Origin of the sequence: Geobacter grbiciae, from assembly GCF_018531165.1 — a bacterium.
Classification (GTDB): domain Bacteria; phylum Desulfobacterota; class Desulfuromonadia; order Geobacterales; family Geobacteraceae; genus Geobacter; species Geobacter metallireducens.
The window spans coordinates 1-16,714 of record NZ_JAHDIW010000026.1 but is presented as its reverse complement, the minus strand read 5'-3'; the positions used below and the strand labels follow the sequence as shown (position 1 = coordinate 16,714).

At 53.4% G+C, this 16,714-nt stretch carries 10 protein-coding genes and 2 pseudogenes; 4 read left to right on the top strand and 8 right to left on the bottom strand.

All coding sequences use genetic code 11. The features are described 5' to 3' along the window. Nucleotides 1–15: 15 nt before the first annotated feature. From KJB29_RS18190 to KJB29_RS18155, 8 genes and pseudogenes are all read right to left on the bottom strand, one after another. Nucleotides 16–1,185: an IS481-like element ISGme9 family transposase gene (locus KJB29_RS18190; protein ID WP_215735742.1), complete on the bottom strand. Its 1,170-nt coding sequence runs from the start codon at nucleotides 1,183–1,185 to the stop codon at nucleotides 16–18. A 205-nt stretch (nucleotides 1,186–1,390) separates the two neighbouring features. Beyond that, complete coding sequence (gene gltX / locus KJB29_RS18185; RefSeq protein ID WP_215735741.1) at nucleotides 1,391–2,791, bottom strand: glutamate--tRNA ligase; 1,401 nt, start codon at nucleotides 2,789–2,791, stop codon at nucleotides 1,391–1,393. A 79-nt stretch (nucleotides 2,792–2,870) separates the two neighbouring features. After that, a complete protein-coding gene (locus KJB29_RS18180; protein ID WP_215735740.1) occupies nucleotides 2,871–3,713 on the bottom strand; it encodes a 3-hydroxyacyl-CoA dehydrogenase family protein in 843 nt (280 codons plus the stop codon). Nucleotides 3,714–3,816: 103 nt separating this feature from the next. Then, nucleotides 3,817–4,200: pseudogene (locus KJB29_RS18175) on the bottom strand (thiolase family protein); the annotation flags it as partial. 44 nt (nucleotides 4,201–4,244) lie between these two features. Further along, nucleotides 4,245–7,223: an NAD-glutamate dehydrogenase domain-containing protein gene (locus KJB29_RS18170; RefSeq protein WP_215735739.1), complete on the bottom strand. Its 2,979-nt coding sequence runs from the start codon at nucleotides 7,221–7,223 to the stop codon at nucleotides 4,245–4,247. Between the two features lie 10 nt (nucleotides 7,224–7,233). Next, a complete protein-coding gene (gabD, locus tag KJB29_RS18165) occupies nucleotides 7,234–8,688 on the bottom strand; it encodes an NADP-dependent succinate-semialdehyde dehydrogenase (RefSeq protein ID WP_215735738.1) in 1,455 nt (484 codons plus the stop codon). Between the two features lie 294 nt (nucleotides 8,689–8,982). Further along, on the bottom strand, nucleotides 8,983–10,308 hold the full coding sequence (gene gabT / locus KJB29_RS18160; RefSeq protein ID WP_215735737.1) for a 4-aminobutyrate--2-oxoglutarate transaminase: 1,326 nt from the start codon (nucleotides 10,306–10,308) through the stop codon (nucleotides 8,983–8,985). Between the two features lie 807 nt (nucleotides 10,309–11,115). Then, nucleotides 11,116–11,340, bottom strand: a pseudogene (locus KJB29_RS18155) (IS21 family transposase); the annotation flags it as partial. 719 nt (nucleotides 11,341–12,059) lie between these two features. Between KJB29_RS18155 and KJB29_RS18150 the strand changes: the two are divergent. From KJB29_RS18150 to KJB29_RS18135, 4 genes are all read left to right on the top strand, one after another. Further along, the gene (locus KJB29_RS18150) at nucleotides 12,060–14,096 is read left to right on the top strand and encodes a (Fe-S)-binding protein (RefSeq protein ID WP_215735736.1); all 2,037 of its coding nucleotides are present in this window, start codon (nucleotides 12,060–12,062) and stop codon (nucleotides 14,094–14,096) included. A 41-nt stretch (nucleotides 14,097–14,137) separates the two neighbouring features. After that, the gene (locus tag KJB29_RS18145; RefSeq protein WP_215735735.1) at nucleotides 14,138–15,811 is read left to right on the top strand and encodes a sensor histidine kinase; all 1,674 of its coding nucleotides are present in this window, start codon (nucleotides 14,138–14,140) and stop codon (nucleotides 15,809–15,811) included. A gap of 91 nt (nucleotides 15,812–15,902) precedes the next feature. Next, nucleotides 15,903–16,349 (top strand): response regulator, encoded by a 447-nt coding sequence (locus tag KJB29_RS18140; protein ID WP_215735734.1) that lies wholly within the window; start codon nucleotides 15,903–15,905, stop codon nucleotides 16,347–16,349. A gap of 27 nt (nucleotides 16,350–16,376) precedes the next feature. Then, nucleotides 16,377–16,652, top strand: a complete 276-nt coding sequence (locus KJB29_RS18135; RefSeq protein WP_215735733.1) for a hypothetical protein — start codon at nucleotides 16,377–16,379, stop codon at nucleotides 16,650–16,652. Nucleotides 16,653–16,714 lie beyond the last annotated feature (62 nt).

Below are 16,714 nucleotides of genomic sequence, written 5' to 3'. Positions count from 1 at the left end.
GGACACTCATCTGAATCACCGCAGTTTGTAATCGAATTCCTCGACCTGATTTTTATCCAGGAAGAGTTTTAGTTTCTGTTCTTTGACATCGATAGTCGCCACCACGTATTCAAGCGCTGTCTCCGGTGGAACCGAGAAGCATTCGCCGAAGATGTTCAGCTTCAGATCACTGCGGATAAGGCGGACAGCATGATATTTTCCGACTTCTGGCTTCTTCAGGCGATGCCTGGGAGGTTCATTCTCATTCGGGAACCTCAGTTGCACATGCGAGGTGGCCAGTGCTTTCAGCGGCGTACTCCCCTTTAGCTTGCTGTAGCGATACTTGCTGTTGTGTCGCTGCTCAAAGGTCAGGGAGCCGACTTTCAATTCCTCTTCTGAAGTCATGATGACTTTGCCGAGGAACCGTTGTTGGTACCGGTCGTTGAACTTTTCGATCATGCCGTTTCTCCATGGTTCAGCCATGGGTATGAACCATGGTTCGACATCGTTATGCAGGCAAAGACGAATCAGTGGTCCCATGCCGCGGGGATGTGTCGGGCTGCCGAAGAATGACATGGCATTGTCAACTTGGAGTCGTTCTGGGATGCCCAGTCGTTTCCAGACTTCCCACAAACCGTCAATGACCATCTGACCAGCTTTGGACCGAGATGAGTGCAACCCGCACCTGACGGTTGCTGTATCGACAACATTCAGGCTGTAGAAGCGAATTGGCCCTGTCAGATAGCATGGACCAACGAGATCAGCTTGGTGCGTCTGGTTCGGCAACGCTGACGGCAGAACTGGGTAAAGCGTCCCTTTGGCTTCGTATTTGCCGGTGCGCCGATGTGTCAGTTCATTCCTTGCAAGAATCCGATTGATGGTTCTGGTAGAAGGCAACGGCTTGACACCCAGGTCCTCCAACTCCCACAGGATGGCCTGTGCACCACAGAACAAGCCCTTGTTGTAGAGATTGAGGCGAACCATTTTGACGATTTCTTCAATCTCTGCCGTTGTACGGTTCGGCATGGATTGTGGGCATCGGGATCGCTCGTCACTCCATACAGGGTCATCTCCATTCTGGCGAGCAACCCATTTGTATAGCCAGGAACGAGACTTGCCGAGTGATGTGCAAATTGATTCCGGGGTTTCGCCGTTTCTAAACCGTTGAACGGCCAACACCCGAAGCTGCTTGTTTTCATCTTCCATGAACACCTACGAGTTTGATGTGGTGTTCACAGAATGCCGTGGCGACTATTCGATTGTCAGAGAACTTTGTCTACGATGTCATGGCACATTTTTCTGTCCACGATGTCGTGGCACTCAACACCTATGAGCTATGGCAAGGACGGAAAGTCGGCTGCCGAGTTGTAACGATCCATAATGTCAGCTACTGCCGTCCTTACTTGAGTGCTTATTTTGTGAGGAATTCCACAGACCGTCTAATTCTGGTGCGCACCTCGTCCCTCCCGAGAACCTCGACGACCTCATAGATGCTCGGCGTAACTGTACATCCTGAGAGAGCAATTCGGACCGCCGGGCCGATCTGTCCCATTTTGATCCCCTCGGCGGCACAAAACTCCTTGAAGGCGGTCTCGATACCGTCATGGCTGAATTCTGCGACGGCTTCGAGTTTCTCTCCCAAGGCAGTAAGGAGCGGCGCAGCCGTCGGCGTCATTTGCTTCGCCACAGCCTCCTCGTCATAGGCGATGTCGCTCGTGTAGAAAAACACCGCTCCGTCGGCCATTTCCAGCAACGTTTTAGCGCGGTCCTGAATGGTCCTCACCACTGCAGGAAGGCTCGGCCCCTTGGACGGATCCACTCCCCGCTCTTTGAGGAAGGGGATGAGGAGGTCGGCCAGTCGCTGCGGATCCCCAGCCTTGATGTAGTGGGCATTGAGCCAGAGGAGCTTGTCCGGGTTGAACACCCCGGCTGAACGGCCGACATTTTCGATTGAGAACTTTTCGATCAGATCCTGGATGCTGAAGATCTCCTCATCGCCATAGCTCCACCCGAGCCGCACCAGATAATTGACCATCGCCTCGGGGAGGAACCCCATGTCGCGATAGGCCATGACGCTGGTGGCGCCGTGCCGCTTGGAGAGTCGGGCCTTGTCGCTGCCGAGGATCATCGGCACATGGGCGAACTTCGGCACAGGGTAGCCGAGCGCCTCGTAGAGGAGGATCTGGCGGGGAGTATTGTTCACATGGTCGTCACCGCGTATGACAGTGGTGATCCCCATGGTGGCGTCGTCAATGACCACCACGAAGTTGTAGGTCGGGGTGCCGTCGCTCCTGAGGATGATCAGGTCGTCGAGCTCGTCATTGTTGAACGTGATATCCCCCTTGATTAGATCGCGGAACGCCGTCACCCCCTCCTGCGGTGCCCGGAACCGGATGACGTACGGCTTGTCGGCATTCTCCGCCGGCAGGTTTCGGCAGGTCCCGTCGTACTTCGGCTTGCGACCTTCCTTCATCGCCTGTTCCCGCTTTGCCTCGATCTCTTCGGTGGTGCAGTAGCAGCGGTACGCCTTCCCGCTGTCGAAAAGTTTATAAGCGAACTCTTGGTAGAGTTCGAACCGCTTCGATTGGTAGAAGGGCCCTTCGTCCCAGTCGAGGCCGAGCCAGGTTATCCCCTGCAGGATCGCATCCACCGATTCCTGGGTCGACCGGGCGACGTCCGTATCCTCTATTCGAAGGATGAACTTCCCACCTTCCTTCCTGGCCAGAAGCCAGTTGAAAAGCGCCGTTCGCGCTCCCCCCACATGGAGATGGCCGGTCGGACTTGGCGCAAAACGGTAACGTACTTCGGGCATAGGAACTCCTCTAACTGAACTTTAGTTTAAACCCATATTTTTCATTAATTTTTTAGCCACCTTCACTCAAGGACTGGTGTCAGTACGAATAAAATCCTATCCCCGACTTTCTCCCGAGATACCCAGCATTGACCATCTGCTCCAGCAGGGGACTGGGGCGGTATTTGGGATCCTTAAAGCCGACGTACAATACGTTGGAGATGGCAAGGACGGTGTCGAGGCCGATGAAGTCGGCCAAGGTCAGAGGGCCCATCAGTCGATTAGTGCCGAGTTCCATCCCCTTATCGATGTCCTCGACGGCAGCGATTCCCTCATCGAGGGCGAAGATCGCCTCGTTGATCATCGGGATCAGGACCCGGTTGACGCTGAAGCCGGGGTAGTCCTGGGAGACGGCCATCTCCATCTCCAATTTGGCAACAAGAGCGGCGGTGGTGGCGAAGGTGTCGTCGCTGGTAGCGTGGCCACGGATCACTTCGACGAGATTCATGACCGGCACTGGGTTCATGAAGTGTAAGCCGATGACTTTATCCGGACGCTTGGTGACAGCGGCAATCTTGGTGATCGGGATGGAGGAGGTGTTGGAGGCAATAATGGCCCCTTCCTTGACCGCAGCATCGAGTTTTTTGAAGATCTCGAACTTGAGCGGCTGATACTCGGTGACAGCCTCGACGCAGATATCGCAGTCGGCCAGGTCGGCCATATCCTGGGTCGGTCTGATCCGCCCCATAGTCTCTTCGACCATTTCGGCAGTGGCACCCTTTAGTGTCTGGTGATCCAGGTTCTGCCGGATAGTGGCGAGCGCCTTGTCGAGTTGGGGGGCAGCGATGTCGAACAGTACAACATTATAGCCAAACTGGGCGCAAACATGAGCTATGCCGTTCCCCATCTGCCCCGCGCCGAGCACTCCTACGTGTTTAATCATTTCCAGCCTCCTGTTTGATGCTGATAGTAATCTTTTGCAACGTCAATTGAACAAGGGCAAGGAATCCCGCAAATCAACGCCGAGATTTACGAAAGATTGCGTTTCATACTCTCTCGAAGATGACAGCGACCGCTTCGCCTCCACCGATACAGAGGGTGGTGAGGCCATAACATCCCTTTCTTCACGGATAACGGCGTCGGCAAGCCTGGCGCCGCTGGAGTGGCTGATGGCGCAGGCGCCGCCGTTGACTTTAACTTTATTCGGGTCGAGGCCGAGCCAGTTGATGGCGAAAAGGCTGACGGCGGCGAAGACCTCGTTGATCTCAAAAAGGTCGTTGTCGGATGTGGTGAGCTCGGCTTTGACGTCGGCCGTAGTTGATGGTGGAAGCGTTGGCGGCGGTGATGGTGCCGTCATTCTTGAAGACCGGATTGAGGTCGGTGAACCGGTCGAAGTCGACCTTGAACGGCTCTTCGTCGTCGGCGATAGTGATCGCCCTGTTTGAGTGATCGCAGCTGATGCCGCTATACTATGCTAAGTGAAACGCTTTACTAGATGTCCCTTCAGCATATCCTCAAAATCAGCCTCCCGGTCACCGACATAGACCAGCGACGATGCTATTTCCGCAGCGAGAATCGCGTACTTGTACTTGGCCGGCAGAGTATCGATCCGTTTGCTGTAGCGGGGCTCTTCCCGCAGGATACGCGGCAGGTGGCTCAGGATCGCCTGGCGGAAGAGCGGATCGGCGCAGAGCTCGGAGCGCCGCTGAAAGAAGTTAAAGAGCCGTGCATAGTGTGCGTTGATATCTTGGCTCAATGCGTTGGATATCTCCGTATAGAGCTGGCTGCAGCCGGGCTCTTTGTACCGGCGGAAGATGAGCCGTGCTTCGTCCTCGGCCCGCTTCTCGAGGATCTCGATGACGTCAGCCACATACCGCTCCTTGTTTGCCAGGAATTCCTCCTCGGTCAGGAGCAGGTTGGCGATGATCTCATAGGAGGAAGAGATGACCCCGCACTTGTTTGCGGAGGCGTCGCGCATAACGACGATTCCCCGCCGCTGCATCTGGAGTCGGGCCTCAGGGGTGATGAAGGAGTTGGCCCCTTCAACGATAGCCTGGGTGGTCGGTTTGCCGTCCTCCTGGAAAAACCGCGGCCAGTTCTCCTTGTCGATGGTCTCCGGCCTCCCGCCTGCGGGGATAAAGAGATCAGTAGGAACGGAAAAAAGGAGGTTGCCGAACTCGCGGTGGAATTCGTCGAGGGTGACCCACTGCTCAACCGGTCCTGACTCGGTAAAGGCAGCTCGCTTGAAAAGTTCACGCAGCCCTTCGGTCCTTTGTTTTCTTCTATAGAGAATGAAGCCACCGGGATGGAGCATTGCGGGGTCGAAAGCGTCCAGGTCGTCCTTGAGAAGAATCCGCTGCAGTTCCTCCCGTCGCATTCCTTCGGGGTCAAAGATAGCGCCGGTGCCGTCGAGGATCAGTTTGATCCTGACCTGCGGACAGCGTTCCAGCATGATCCGCATAGCGTTGCCGGCCACGTCGCCGTTCGGCCCACCGGTGAATTTGACCGAGAAAGGATCCTTGCGGATATTGATCCCCAGTTCCTGCATGGTGATCTCGGCAAATTTGACCACCCCGGTTGAGGTTACGCCGTAATCCTTGTGGTTGATGCCGACCTGCTTGCTGGACATGATGCCAATGCCGAGCAGATACCCACGTCGCAGTGACTGGCGAGCGATCATCTCAATCATGGCGTCGTGCATGTTCTCGTCGGGGCCAAGCTCGATTGGTTCATCCTCGCCATAGTAGTCCACTACGCGCGGGTCTTTGGCCTTCCCTCCATCGGTGACAAAGATGTCGAGGAAAGCGTTGATCAAGCCGAACTGAAGCTTGTAGAGCCGTTGGTTGATCAGTTCCTTATCATCTAAATTGGCCGCGTCGAGGACAACGACCATCTTGGACCCACCCTCGTAGATGTCCTTGTTCTTGAGGTGCTGGGTGTGCGCCAAGACGTAGACCTCGCGTAACATGGTGCTGGCGCAAGTGACGTAGTCGTCTCGGTTTCGTGTGATAATGGTCCGCCATCCCCCTCGGGCTATGTCGGAAAAGCCAATGTGGTAGCCGGCGCCGTACCGGCCGAAGAAAAAGGTGATCCTGAACGGTAATTCCTGAGGCAGGTCGGCAATGTGTTCTGGAGCCAGGTCGGAGAGGTATGCCGGGTCAAGCCGGAAGGCCAGGGCATGCTTCTCCGGGACGAAAAAGTTGGTCTTCAGGGTATGACGGATAAAGGTAATGGCGCAGGTGAAGATAGCGCGACGGATGTCATCAATATAGCGGTGTCCGGTATTGTACTCTTTAACAAACCGGATGGTTTCTGCCAGTGCTGTGTGGTACAGCTCTTCGCGCCCATCTATGCCAGGCTCGAACCTTATGCGAAACAAGGTGGTCAACTGCAGGGCTATGTCAGGATGGGAATGGAAGGCCCGAATGACATCTTCGTAGCCGAAAGGATCGGGGTGGTGATGAGCGAGGTTTGTATGGCAAAAGGATATAAAAGCGTTTACCAGCGACCCTTCTTCACCAGTCATGACCCCAGTGGTGACAAATTGCCGGTAGGTCTGGGAGGCGGTGGAGAGGATCTGGGTGTTGTACAACTCCTTCTGCAGTCTGGTGAACAGTTCCGACCCCTTCTGCAGAGTCCCTTTGTCCCGCTTCCTGACGTAGAAGGTGCCGAGGAAGTAAGGGTGGACGCCATTGCTTATGGTGAGGCAGTAGGCCCGTCTAACCCCCAGGTTAAGACGGTTGAAAACCTCCATGGTCTGAACCAGGAAGTCCTTCTGCGGCGGATTGCCGACGGCAAACATGACCTGGGTTTCCTGCCGCTCCGCCTCTTCGACATCGAGATAGATCCCTCCCTGTCGGTTCCCTTGCTGGTAGAGCCAGAGGATCTGGGCAACCCGTTTGGGAGGGGAGAGACGGACGTACTGTTCGTTATTGAGCCAGAGTAGGCGCAGGAGCCGGTCCAGATCGGCATAGTCAAAGCGGGGATAGTGGTCGGAGAGCGCCGCCTCCACGCCCTTTCTGATTTCTTCCGGGATGACGACCGCACCGGCCTGGGCGATCTCCCGATGTTCCTTCCGGTCGAAGTCGAACCGATGCACTTCGAGTTCGTGCTCTAATCCCGGCAGGTTGCCATCCGAGTGGGTGAATTGAGCGTAGGATATCTCCCGTTCCTGAAGGGTGCGAAGGGTGTCGTAGAGAGAGCCGGGAAGGTTCAATCGCGCCAGGATCAGGGTCTTCTCCCGGTCGGCCAGGAGCAGCCGTTGGTTATTCCCCAGGCTCTCGAGTCCGGCAGCCAGGGTGGCGATGGCCCCCACCTCTTGCTGCATGGTGATCGAGAAGTACGGGCCCATCTGCTCGCGGAGCCACGCCAAGTTCTTTCCTGCATGATCGCCAAGCTCACCGATCGATTGTTGGACTTTCTTGTATATGTCGTCTTCTGTAAGGTAATTCATGACGTTTCTCCTAAATCCCGCCCATGCAGAGATACTTGATCTCTAAAAAGTCATCGATGCCGTATTTCGAACCCTCCCGGCCGAAACCGGATTCCTTGATGCCACCGAAGGGGGCGACCTCGGTAGAGATGAGGCCGGTATTGATGCCGACGATGCCGTACTCTACCGACTCGGCAACCCGCCAGACCCGGCCGACGTCTTGGCTGTAAAAATAGGCAGCCAGGCCGAATTCGGTGTCGTTGGCCATTCGGATCGCCTCCTCTTCGGTCGAGAATCGGAAGAGGGGGGCGAGCGGTCCGAAGGTCTCTTCGCGGGCAACTGCCATGGAGGGGGTGACATCGGCCAGAATGGTTGGCTCGAAGAAGCTTCCTCCCAGTTTGTGCCGCTTGCCTCCGACGAGGATCTTAGCCCCCTTGGCAACGGCATCGGTGATGTGCTCTTCAATCTTCTCAACCGACTTCAAATCAATAAGCGGCCCCTGCTGAGTCTCCTCCTTAAGACCGTCGCCCACTTTCAACTTCCTGACCTCGTTAACAAGTTTTTCGGCAAAGGCCTCGTAGACCCCATCCTGCACCAGGATCCGGTTGGTGCAGACGCAGGTCTGGCCGGTGTTGCGGTATTTTGAGATTAGCGCTCCCTCGACCGCAGCATCCAGATCGGCGTCATCAAATACGATGAACGGTGCGTTGCCCCCCAGCTCAAGGGCAAGCTTCTTCACAGTCCCGGCGCATTGCTCCATCAGGAGTTTGCCGATTCCGGTGGAGCCGGTAAAAGTCAGCTTCCGCACGATCGGGTTCGTGGTCATCTCGCCGCCGATGGCGCCGGAGGCCCCGGTGACGACGCTGAAGACCCCGGCTGGTAATCCCGCACGCACCGACAGTTCGGCCAGCGCCAGAGCCGAATAAGGGGTCTGGGAGGCAGGTTTGAGCACCATGGTGCAGCCGGCGGCAAGGGCCGGTCCGGCCTTACGGGTGATCATCGCCGACGGGAAGTTCCACGGCGTTACCGCGGCGCAGACGCCGATTGGCTCCTTGACCACCACGATCCGTTTGTCCCGCTGGTGCTGGGGGATGATGTCGCCGTAAATCCGCTTCCCTTCTTCCGCGAACCACTCGAGAAAGGTTGCGGCATAGGCAATCTCGCCGCGCGCCTCTGAAAGCGGCTTCCCCTGCTCAGCGGTCATTAGCACAGCCAGATCCTCCTGATGCTCCACCATCAATTCAAACCAGCGCCGCAGGATAGTCGATCGCTCGGCGGCGGTCATTTTTCGCCACTCCGGCAAGGCGGCATTTGCCGCCTCGATGGCGCGACGGGTCTCGTCAGCCCCCATCTTGGGGATGGTACCGATCTTTTCCCCGGTAGCGGGGTTGGTGACGTCGATGGTCTGGCCGTTGTCGGCAGCAGCCCATCGGCCGTTGATGAAGCATTTGTCCCGGAAGAGGGAGGGATCTTTCAGGGGGAACATGTTGTGCTCCTTCATCAGTATATTTAAGAGGAATGCTTTCTTGCATGGAGGCGAAACTTTGCAGCCCGAATTACGAGTTTCATCTGCTTCCAGCACTTGCCAGTCCCCTACCGTCATAATTCAGGGATAGATTCAAACTAGTACTGATATACACGAGAGGGCAGAATATTTTTACTCAATTGACGGCCCGTTCACATAGACGATATCGCCGATTTTCATCAAGGGGGCACTCAGAACGTGCCCCCTTGATACTTTCTGTCAGGTCCGAGTTTCACTGTTCCCGGCATCCGGTTTCTATTTCAGAGCAGGCTTGAGACCGAGGGAAATCTCAGCGATCGATTCCTCAAGTATGGCGAGGCCTCGTTCCAACTGCTTGTCGGTGATGACAAGTGGCATTAGAAAACGAATGACGTTGCCATGGCCGCCGCAGGAGAGTATGACGAGTCCCTTGTCGTAGCATAGTTTGGTCAGCTGCTTCGCCTCGTCGCCTGCCGGTTCTTTGGTTTCCCGGTCGCGGACCAGTTCCAGCGCCAGCATCGGCCCCTTACCGCGTACCTCGCCGATGATCTCGTACTGACCCTGCATGGCGACAAACCGTTTCCGCAATGTTTCGCCGAGGGCTTCCGCCTTCTTGAGTAGACCGTCTTTCAGTAGAATGTCGAGCACCGCCAAGGCGGCGCGGCAAGATAGGGGGTTGCCGCTATAAGTCCCCCCCAGTCCACCCACGTGGGGGAGATTCATTATGTCGACGCGACCGGTGACGGCGCCGAGCGGCATACCACCGGCAAGGCTTTTGGCCGAGGTAATTATGTCCGGTTGTACCCCCCAATGGTCGATGGCGAAGATGGTGCCTGTTCTCCCCATCCCGGTCTGGACCTCGTCGATAATCAGGAGGATTCCATATTTTTCACAGAGTGCCTTGAGTTTAGAGAAATATTCGGGAGGGGGCGTGACAAATCCCCCTTCTCCCTGGATCGGCTCGGCGATGATGGCGGCTGTCTGCTCAGCCGCCACGTGGGAGATGAAAAACTCTTCCAGGTAGTCGGCACAGGCCGCCTTGCACCCTGGATAGGACATCCCGATAGGACAGCGGTAGCAGTAAGCGTAGGGGGCACGGTATGTTTCAGGGGTAAAGGGGCCGAAGCCAAACTTGTATGGTTTTACCTTGCTGGTCAGCCCCATGGTTAGATTTGTCCGGCCGTGGAAGCCGTTCTCGAACGAGATGACAGCTGGACGTTTCGTGGCATAGCGCGCAATCTTGATGGCGTTCTCGTCCGCTTCGGCACCTGAATTGGTGAACATGGTCATCTTAGTAACGTCGCCGGGGGCCAGTTCATTCAATTTTGCGGCGAGTTCGATATACGCCTCATAGGGTGCGACGTGGAAGCAGGTGTGAATGAATTGTTCTGCCTGCTCCTTTACTGCCGCCACGACCTTCGGATGGCAGTGGCCGACGTTGTTGACGCCGATCCCCCCGGCAAAGTCGATCAACTCCTTCCCGTCGGCGTCGATCATTATCGCCCCATGGGCCTTGGTGATAAATGACGGTGTCAGGTTCACAATCCCTAGGGGGATATGCTGGTTGCGTAATGCCATGAGATGCTCGTTTTTTGTGGACATGTTTATGACTCCTTTGGGGATTTGATTTTAAAACAGGCCAAGCAATACTTTGTGTAACCAAGTTAAGAAAAATGCTTGTGTCCTTGCTGCTAAGGATTAATCAATAACCATACCAACAATAAAAATCATGAAACAATCGATGTTGACACCTCTTAACATGCCAAAATTACAGAAGTTGTTCAAATTTGTGGAGAAGATAGTTGGTAGTATATTTATTCAATAAAATTCCATTTTGCATATGGTATGCAAAACTGCATACTTACTGATGGATAAGTAGTGTGGCTTTTCTTGTAACTCTCTCACTCTCTAACCAAATGGAATTGTGAAAATAAAATAGGTTATTCCTGTAGCTGCTTATTGGAATATCAGCCGGAAGGAGTCACGCATGCCTATGAACAGCGAGTTTCTCTGTTACCCTCTAAATACGACGCAACACAGTTCGGAAAATTTCCATTAGGCGATGATAAACGCCATGGACGTGGGACTGCTGGCGGTAAACGCCTCGGGGATGACAATGCTTTCCAACCGAAAAGTTCGAGAGAGCCTAGCAATTTATCCCGGCATTCATCTCAATGACGTCCTGCCAGAACTCTGAACGAAAGTTGCACAGCGCTTGGGGGGACGGAACCACAATGTCGAAATTTCTGTGAAGGGGAGGGAGGTAAACTACCTTGTTAGAAAAACCAGGAACGGGACTGTCAACGGCAATCGAAAATTGACCCACTTTACCGGTTGATCGGCAATTGAAAAATGACCCACTTCCCTGGGTTAGTCATCTATCTGAGGTGTTGGCAGTTGCTGCCCGAGAATCCGATGCGGCAGCGCTGCCTTCACCCGCTCTTCGAGCAACGCTTTAAATGGATCAAGCTTTCCCGGCTGCTTCACCCGTTCTTTGTAACGGGGATCGGCGGTCGATCTGAGAAACTTTCTGACCGTGTTTCGGCATAACCCGGTGATCCGCGAGATCTCCCGGATGCTCTTGCCCTGCTTTTTGAGAATTCTGACTTCCATACACTCTTCCTTTCCGATCATGCCGACCCTCCAGGTCGGCTAGGTTATCAGGAAGAGTGGGTCAAATTTCAATTTCCGAGGTGGGTCATTTTTACATTGCCGCTTAACACGGGACCGCCATCTTCGACCCACGCCTGTCGTCCATATCTCACTATCTAGCCGATGCGTGATTGCATCATGATGCTGTTGTGCATTTGCTATCGTGCCGGTGATCAGCAACCATGGCTTCCTGCCAGTGTCTTTTCTTTGCTACTGGGGGCGCTTCGACTCTGGAGTCGTAGCGCGATGTCCCAGCGCGGAACAGAAATTGCCTTTATGCATCACGTCGAGGCGAGTCAGGAGAAAAACCAAAGGATTGATGGTTAATCTTAAGGTTCCCGTCCAGTCCAATCGGTCACCATGTGACGATTCCGAGACCAATCGCGGCATATTTTTTCAGGTTTTCAAACCAATATGTCAGTTCGATAGACAGTATATTGCACGGCATATTCTTTTGGCATGTCACTTGCTTGGGTCAATCAACTACTGTCATCTTTGAATGTAGATCGAAATATCAGTCCGGGGTTTTGAGTATCAATAAAGCATATTTGTTCTCTGATCAGGAATTTTTTCAGCATAGGGAATGTCGCTATGTGTCAAAGCTAATAAAATTATTCATTGTCTTGATGACAACAACGTAGCTTAATTGCTGTGTATGCATTCAGACGTACTAATACATAAAAAGTGAAATGAGGTGAAAGATGATAGAACGTGTTTATTTACCTTATATGCCAACCTATACTCCTATTATTATGTACATAAGCTTCATCTTGTCTGTAATCCTGTTTTCTTACGGAATGGACCGCAAGATCCGGCTTTTGGGAATCAGTTCTAAGAATTTGATTGCCAGCGTTGCCAAGGAGATATTCCAGAATCCCCGTCGTTTCGTACATAATTTTTTCAGTTATGTAGTGCTGCAGAGCAAAACTAGGCAATCCGTAGTAGGGAACATGCTGCATTCGAGCATATTTTACGGGTTCCTTATCCTGATTGTGGGAACGGCACTTGTTGCAATAGATGCAGACTTCCTTGCCCATGTCACTGAATTTAAAATCCTTCAGGGTGGCCTATATCTGGTGTTCGAAACAATTATGGACGCTGCCGGATTGCTGGTATTTGCAGGCGTTATAATAGCGTTGTACCGCAGGGTGGTCTCCAGACCTAATTATGTGCACAGCGGGATTGCCGACTATTTCGCTCTTGCACTGCTGTTGGCGATACTCGCCTCCGGTTTTGCACTCGAGGGGATTAGGCTTGCTATCACCCCAAGTAGCTATGCCGGCTATTCTTTTGTCGGAGCGGCGCTTTCCAACGGCTTCCTTAAGAGTATTTCACCCGATCTGCTCCGGTCCGTGTATCCCGCACTGTGGAATTTTCACATGCTTCTTATGCTATGCCTTTTGGTCGTCACTCCTTACACCAAGTTCATCCACGTGCTTCTTATCCCATTCAATTTGCTGGTGACACCTCCAAAGGACGCCGCGACTAAGGGGAAATTGAGCACACCCTTCAACATATTGGAGATGGACGCAGAAGGGGAGGGGGAATCAGATGTTCCCGCAAGTGTAGGGGTCGGCAATGTACAGGAGTTGAAATGGGAAGAGCGGCTCCAGGTCCTCTCCTGCGTTAACTGTGGCAGATGCGAAAAGGTGTGCCCCGCCAACAATTCTGGCCGGGTTCTCTCCCCTCGTAACATCATGCAAAAGCTGATTCCTCAAATTGAGCTCGGAGGGAGCGCGATGGACCTGTTTGATGAGGTCATCGCCAAAGAGGAAATGTGGGGATGCACCAATTGCTACGCCTGCGTCGAGGTCTGTCCGGCATTCATAAATCACGTGAATTTCTTTATTGATTTCCGGAGGTCCATGGTGAACGGTTCGCTTGATGATGACTCCAAGATCGCGATCTTCAGCAACATCGAGCGCAATGGTAACCCTTACGGCTTGCCGTCATATTCCAGAACCGAATGGCTTGAGAGCAGGCAGGTCCCGACGGTGGCCGATAAAGATAGTTTCGAATACCTCTACTTCATCGGATGCTCCTCCTGTTACGATCAGCGATGCAGAAGCGTTGCGGATGCAGTAATTAGCATTCTCAATGCTGCCGGGGTCGATTACGCAATCCTCGGAGAGCAGGAGCGCTGCTGCGGAGAGCCGGCAAAAAGGATGGGGGAAGAGGGGCTCTTTCAGATGACTGCATTGCAGAACATCGAGCTGTGGGAGTCTTTCGGGGTCCAGAAAATCCTGGTAAATTGCCCGCACTGCTACAACATGCTCAAACACGAGTATCAAGATTTTAAAGGTAATTACCAGGTGGTACATCATTCAGAACTGATTATGGAGTTGATCAGGGATAAAAAACTCAACCTGAAAAATCCAGAACAAATAACTGAAATGACCTTTCACGACCCCTGTAACTTGGGAAGGATCAATGGGATTACCGTTCCTCCTCGAGAGATTCTGGGGCATTTCGGCCCCTTGAGGGAGATGGAGCGCACGTCAAACCTCTCGTTTTGCTGCGGGGCGGGTGCGGGGAATGCCTTCTATCGGGTGTCGGAAGAGAAAAGAATTAGCGCCATCCGATTTGAAGAGGCGATGGAAACGGGAGCCTCCATTGTTGCAGTCGCCTGCCCTTTCTGTCTGAACATGTTTGAAGACGTCAGAGGGGGCATCGGCAAAGAGGTCGATGCGCCTAAAGTCGTTGATATCGCGGAACTGGTGGCTCATAATCTGTCGTAGCAAGCTGGCAGCAGTAGGGTAGATCATAGGAGGCGCCGCCTATGAATTTTCTGGGCGTTCAGAGTTTGAAAAGGAAGTTCGGCTTTACTTTTGCGGCACTTACCCTTCTGTCAACTCTCATTCTTTCCGTTGCCCTTTACCAGAGTAACCGCCGGAGTGCTCGTGAGAGTTTGCGGGAACAGCTGCTCCACACGGTTGATCTCGCAAACATGATCGTGGACGTCGATGCACATATCAAGATCAAAGACCCGAAAGATACCGTTGGTCCTGATTACGTCAAGATCAAGAAAACCTTCCAGCGCATTCTGGAAAAGGCACCCTATACCACGTGGATCTATACATTACGGCAAAGAGAGGACGGAAAGATCTGTTTTGTTCTTGTTGCTGGTAACAAGTCTGTCGTGTCGGATCTTCCCGGTCTAAATTTTGGGGACGTTTATGATAACCCCAATGCGGTCATTATGCCAGTGTTCAAGACGTTTTCGCAGCCTATAGTGGCCAAGGAATTTAACACCGACAGGTGGGGGACTTGGCTTTCCGGTTTCTCGCCCCTGGTTACCTCGGATGGGTCCCGAGACGGCGTGCTGGGAATCGACATTTCGGCGGACGAAGTGCTGAGCAGGGAACATCGGTTCTTTTGGGTCTCTTTGTCTGTATTTCTGACCATTGCGCCGTTGGCGACCGTCCTTGGCTGGTGGCTGGGGTGCCGATTGGCATCTCCCATCGTCAATCTGACTGCAGGTGTGAACCGGATTGCCGAAGGCGATTTGAACAATCGTGTGCCGGTCACTGGCGTTGACGAAATCTCGCAGCTGGCTTCCGCGTTCAACAACATGACTGCCAAGCTGATTCGAGCGTTTGCAACTCTTCAGGAAGAGATCTCAACGCGCACCCGTGCCGAAGAAGAGGTCCGAACGTTGAACCAGGAACTGGAGTCGAGGGTGGCGCAGCGAACCTGTGAGCTGGAAAACGCAAACAAGGAGATGGAGGCTTTCACCTATTCCGTTTCCCATGACCTCCGGGCGCCTTTGCGGACCATGCACAGCTCCAGTGAGATCCTTCTGGAGGATTACGGCGACAAACTGGATGAGGAGGGTAGAAAATACCTCAGTTTTCTTAAGGAGGGGAGCTACGACATGGACCGGCTCATCGATGGCCTCCTTACGCTCGCGCATTCCAAGCGCACTGCCATCAAAATGCAGTCGGTCAATCTCAGTGAGTTGGTCACTGAGTACATCTCTTCATTACGCAAAAGGGAACCGGAGCGTCGGGCTTCGGTTCAGATTACCGAGGGGCTCGTTGTACGAGGTGATCAGATACTGATCAAAGCCGTGGTGGAGAACCTAATCGGAAACGCATGGAAATACACCAGCAAGAGGGAGAACGCCCAGATTGAGTTCGGGTCCGAACAGCGTGACGGTGAATCCTATTACTATGTCAGAGACAACGGCGTGGGGTTTGACGAGGCCTATGCACAGAAAATTATTTCTTCCCTTCCAGCGCTTGCATCATTCGGACGAGTTCCCCGGGTATGGAATCGGTTTAGCAACGGTGAAAATGATCATTTCTCGTCACGGTGGAAGGGTCTTAGCGAGGTCGGCCCTTGGCGTAGGATCCGAGTTCGGTTTTACCCTCCCGGAAACTTCTGTTTGATCTGGAAGGATCGCTTAGGTGTTGTTGAAGCTCGAAAAATCCCATCATTAGGAGGGGATTAGTTGCCGTTTACTTTTGTCGAATTATGAGATACATCTTAGTTGTCTTCCTGCTGAAACTCTGGCAATCCGAACTTTGAAAGAGACCATTACAATGGAACACAAATCGATTCTTCTTGTGGAAGACAATCCCAAGGACGTTATATTTACCCTGCGGGCGCTTAATAAGAGCCATTTTGCCAACAAGATCGTGGTGGTGCGTGACGGTTTAGAGGCGCTCGATTACCTGTATGGTACAGGAAAGTATGCCGGACGCGACGTTAACGACTTGCCTGCGGTGGTACTTCTGGACCTGAAGCTCCCCAAGGTGGATGGTTTCGAGGTGTTACGCCGTATCCGATCCGAAGGGCGGACAAGGCTCTTGCCGGTAATCGTGCTTACTTCCTCCAGCGAGGAGTCGGACCTGAAGACCTGCTATGACCTTGGTGCCAACACCTACGTACGAAAACCGGTTTCGTTTTCCGACTTCAGTATGGTAATTTCCAGCATCGGGTGTTATTGGGTTCTGACAGACGTTGCTCCACAAGACAAACTCGATTGAGACCGGCACAAGCGATGTTGGCAATCCTTGCCGGACGTGAAGATTGGAGTTGTGAAGGTGCCCCAGAAAATTGAGACAAGTATCTTCGTAAATCCCGAACCCGATGCTAAACAGCACTTGGAGGCATTCAATAGGGCGCAATTCGATGCAGTTGGGGATGGCGTCCTTTCGGTAAATACCTCAGGTGTAGTGCTTTTGTCCGACAAAGTCATCAGGGAAGCCCTTGGCATATACCCGGGCAATGCCCTGTCCGATTTCTTTCCCCACCTCTGGTCCAAGGTTCAAGAAACTGAGGTATCCTGATGACGATGGACACTCCCGCTTGGTAAACTACCGAGAGGGAGGTAAACATGAAACAGCAGCAG

What these genes read in the sequence shown, in the direction of transcription:
- KJB29_RS18190 (WP_215735742.1), bottom strand. Translation starts at nt 1,185, where the DNA reads ATGGAAGATGAAAACAAGCAGCTTCGGGTGTTGGCCGTTCAACGGTTT.
- gltX (WP_215735741.1), bottom strand. Translation starts at nt 2,791, where the DNA reads ATGCCCGAAGTACGTTACCGTTTTGCGCCAAGTCCGACCGGCCATCTC.
- KJB29_RS18180 (WP_215735740.1), bottom strand. Translation starts at nt 3,713, where the DNA reads ATGATTAAACACGTAGGAGTGCTCGGCGCGGGGCAGATGGGGAACGGC.
- KJB29_RS18170 (WP_215735739.1), bottom strand. Translation starts at nt 7,223, where the DNA reads ATGAATTACCTTACAGAAGACGACATATACAAGAAAGTCCAACAATCG.
- gabD (WP_215735738.1), bottom strand. Translation starts at nt 8,688, where the DNA reads ATGTTCCCCCTGAAAGATCCCTCCCTCTTCCGGGACAAATGCTTCATC.
- gabT (WP_215735737.1), bottom strand. Translation starts at nt 10,308, where the DNA reads ATGTCCACAAAAAACGAGCATCTCATGGCATTACGCAACCAGCATATC.
- KJB29_RS18150 (WP_215735736.1), top strand. Translation starts at nt 12,060, where the DNA reads ATGATAGAACGTGTTTATTTACCTTATATGCCAACCTATACTCCTATT.
- KJB29_RS18145 (WP_215735735.1), top strand. Translation starts at nt 14,138, where the DNA reads ATGAATTTTCTGGGCGTTCAGAGTTTGAAAAGGAAGTTCGGCTTTACT.
- KJB29_RS18140 (WP_215735734.1), top strand. Translation starts at nt 15,903, where the DNA reads ATGGAACACAAATCGATTCTTCTTGTGGAAGACAATCCCAAGGACGTT.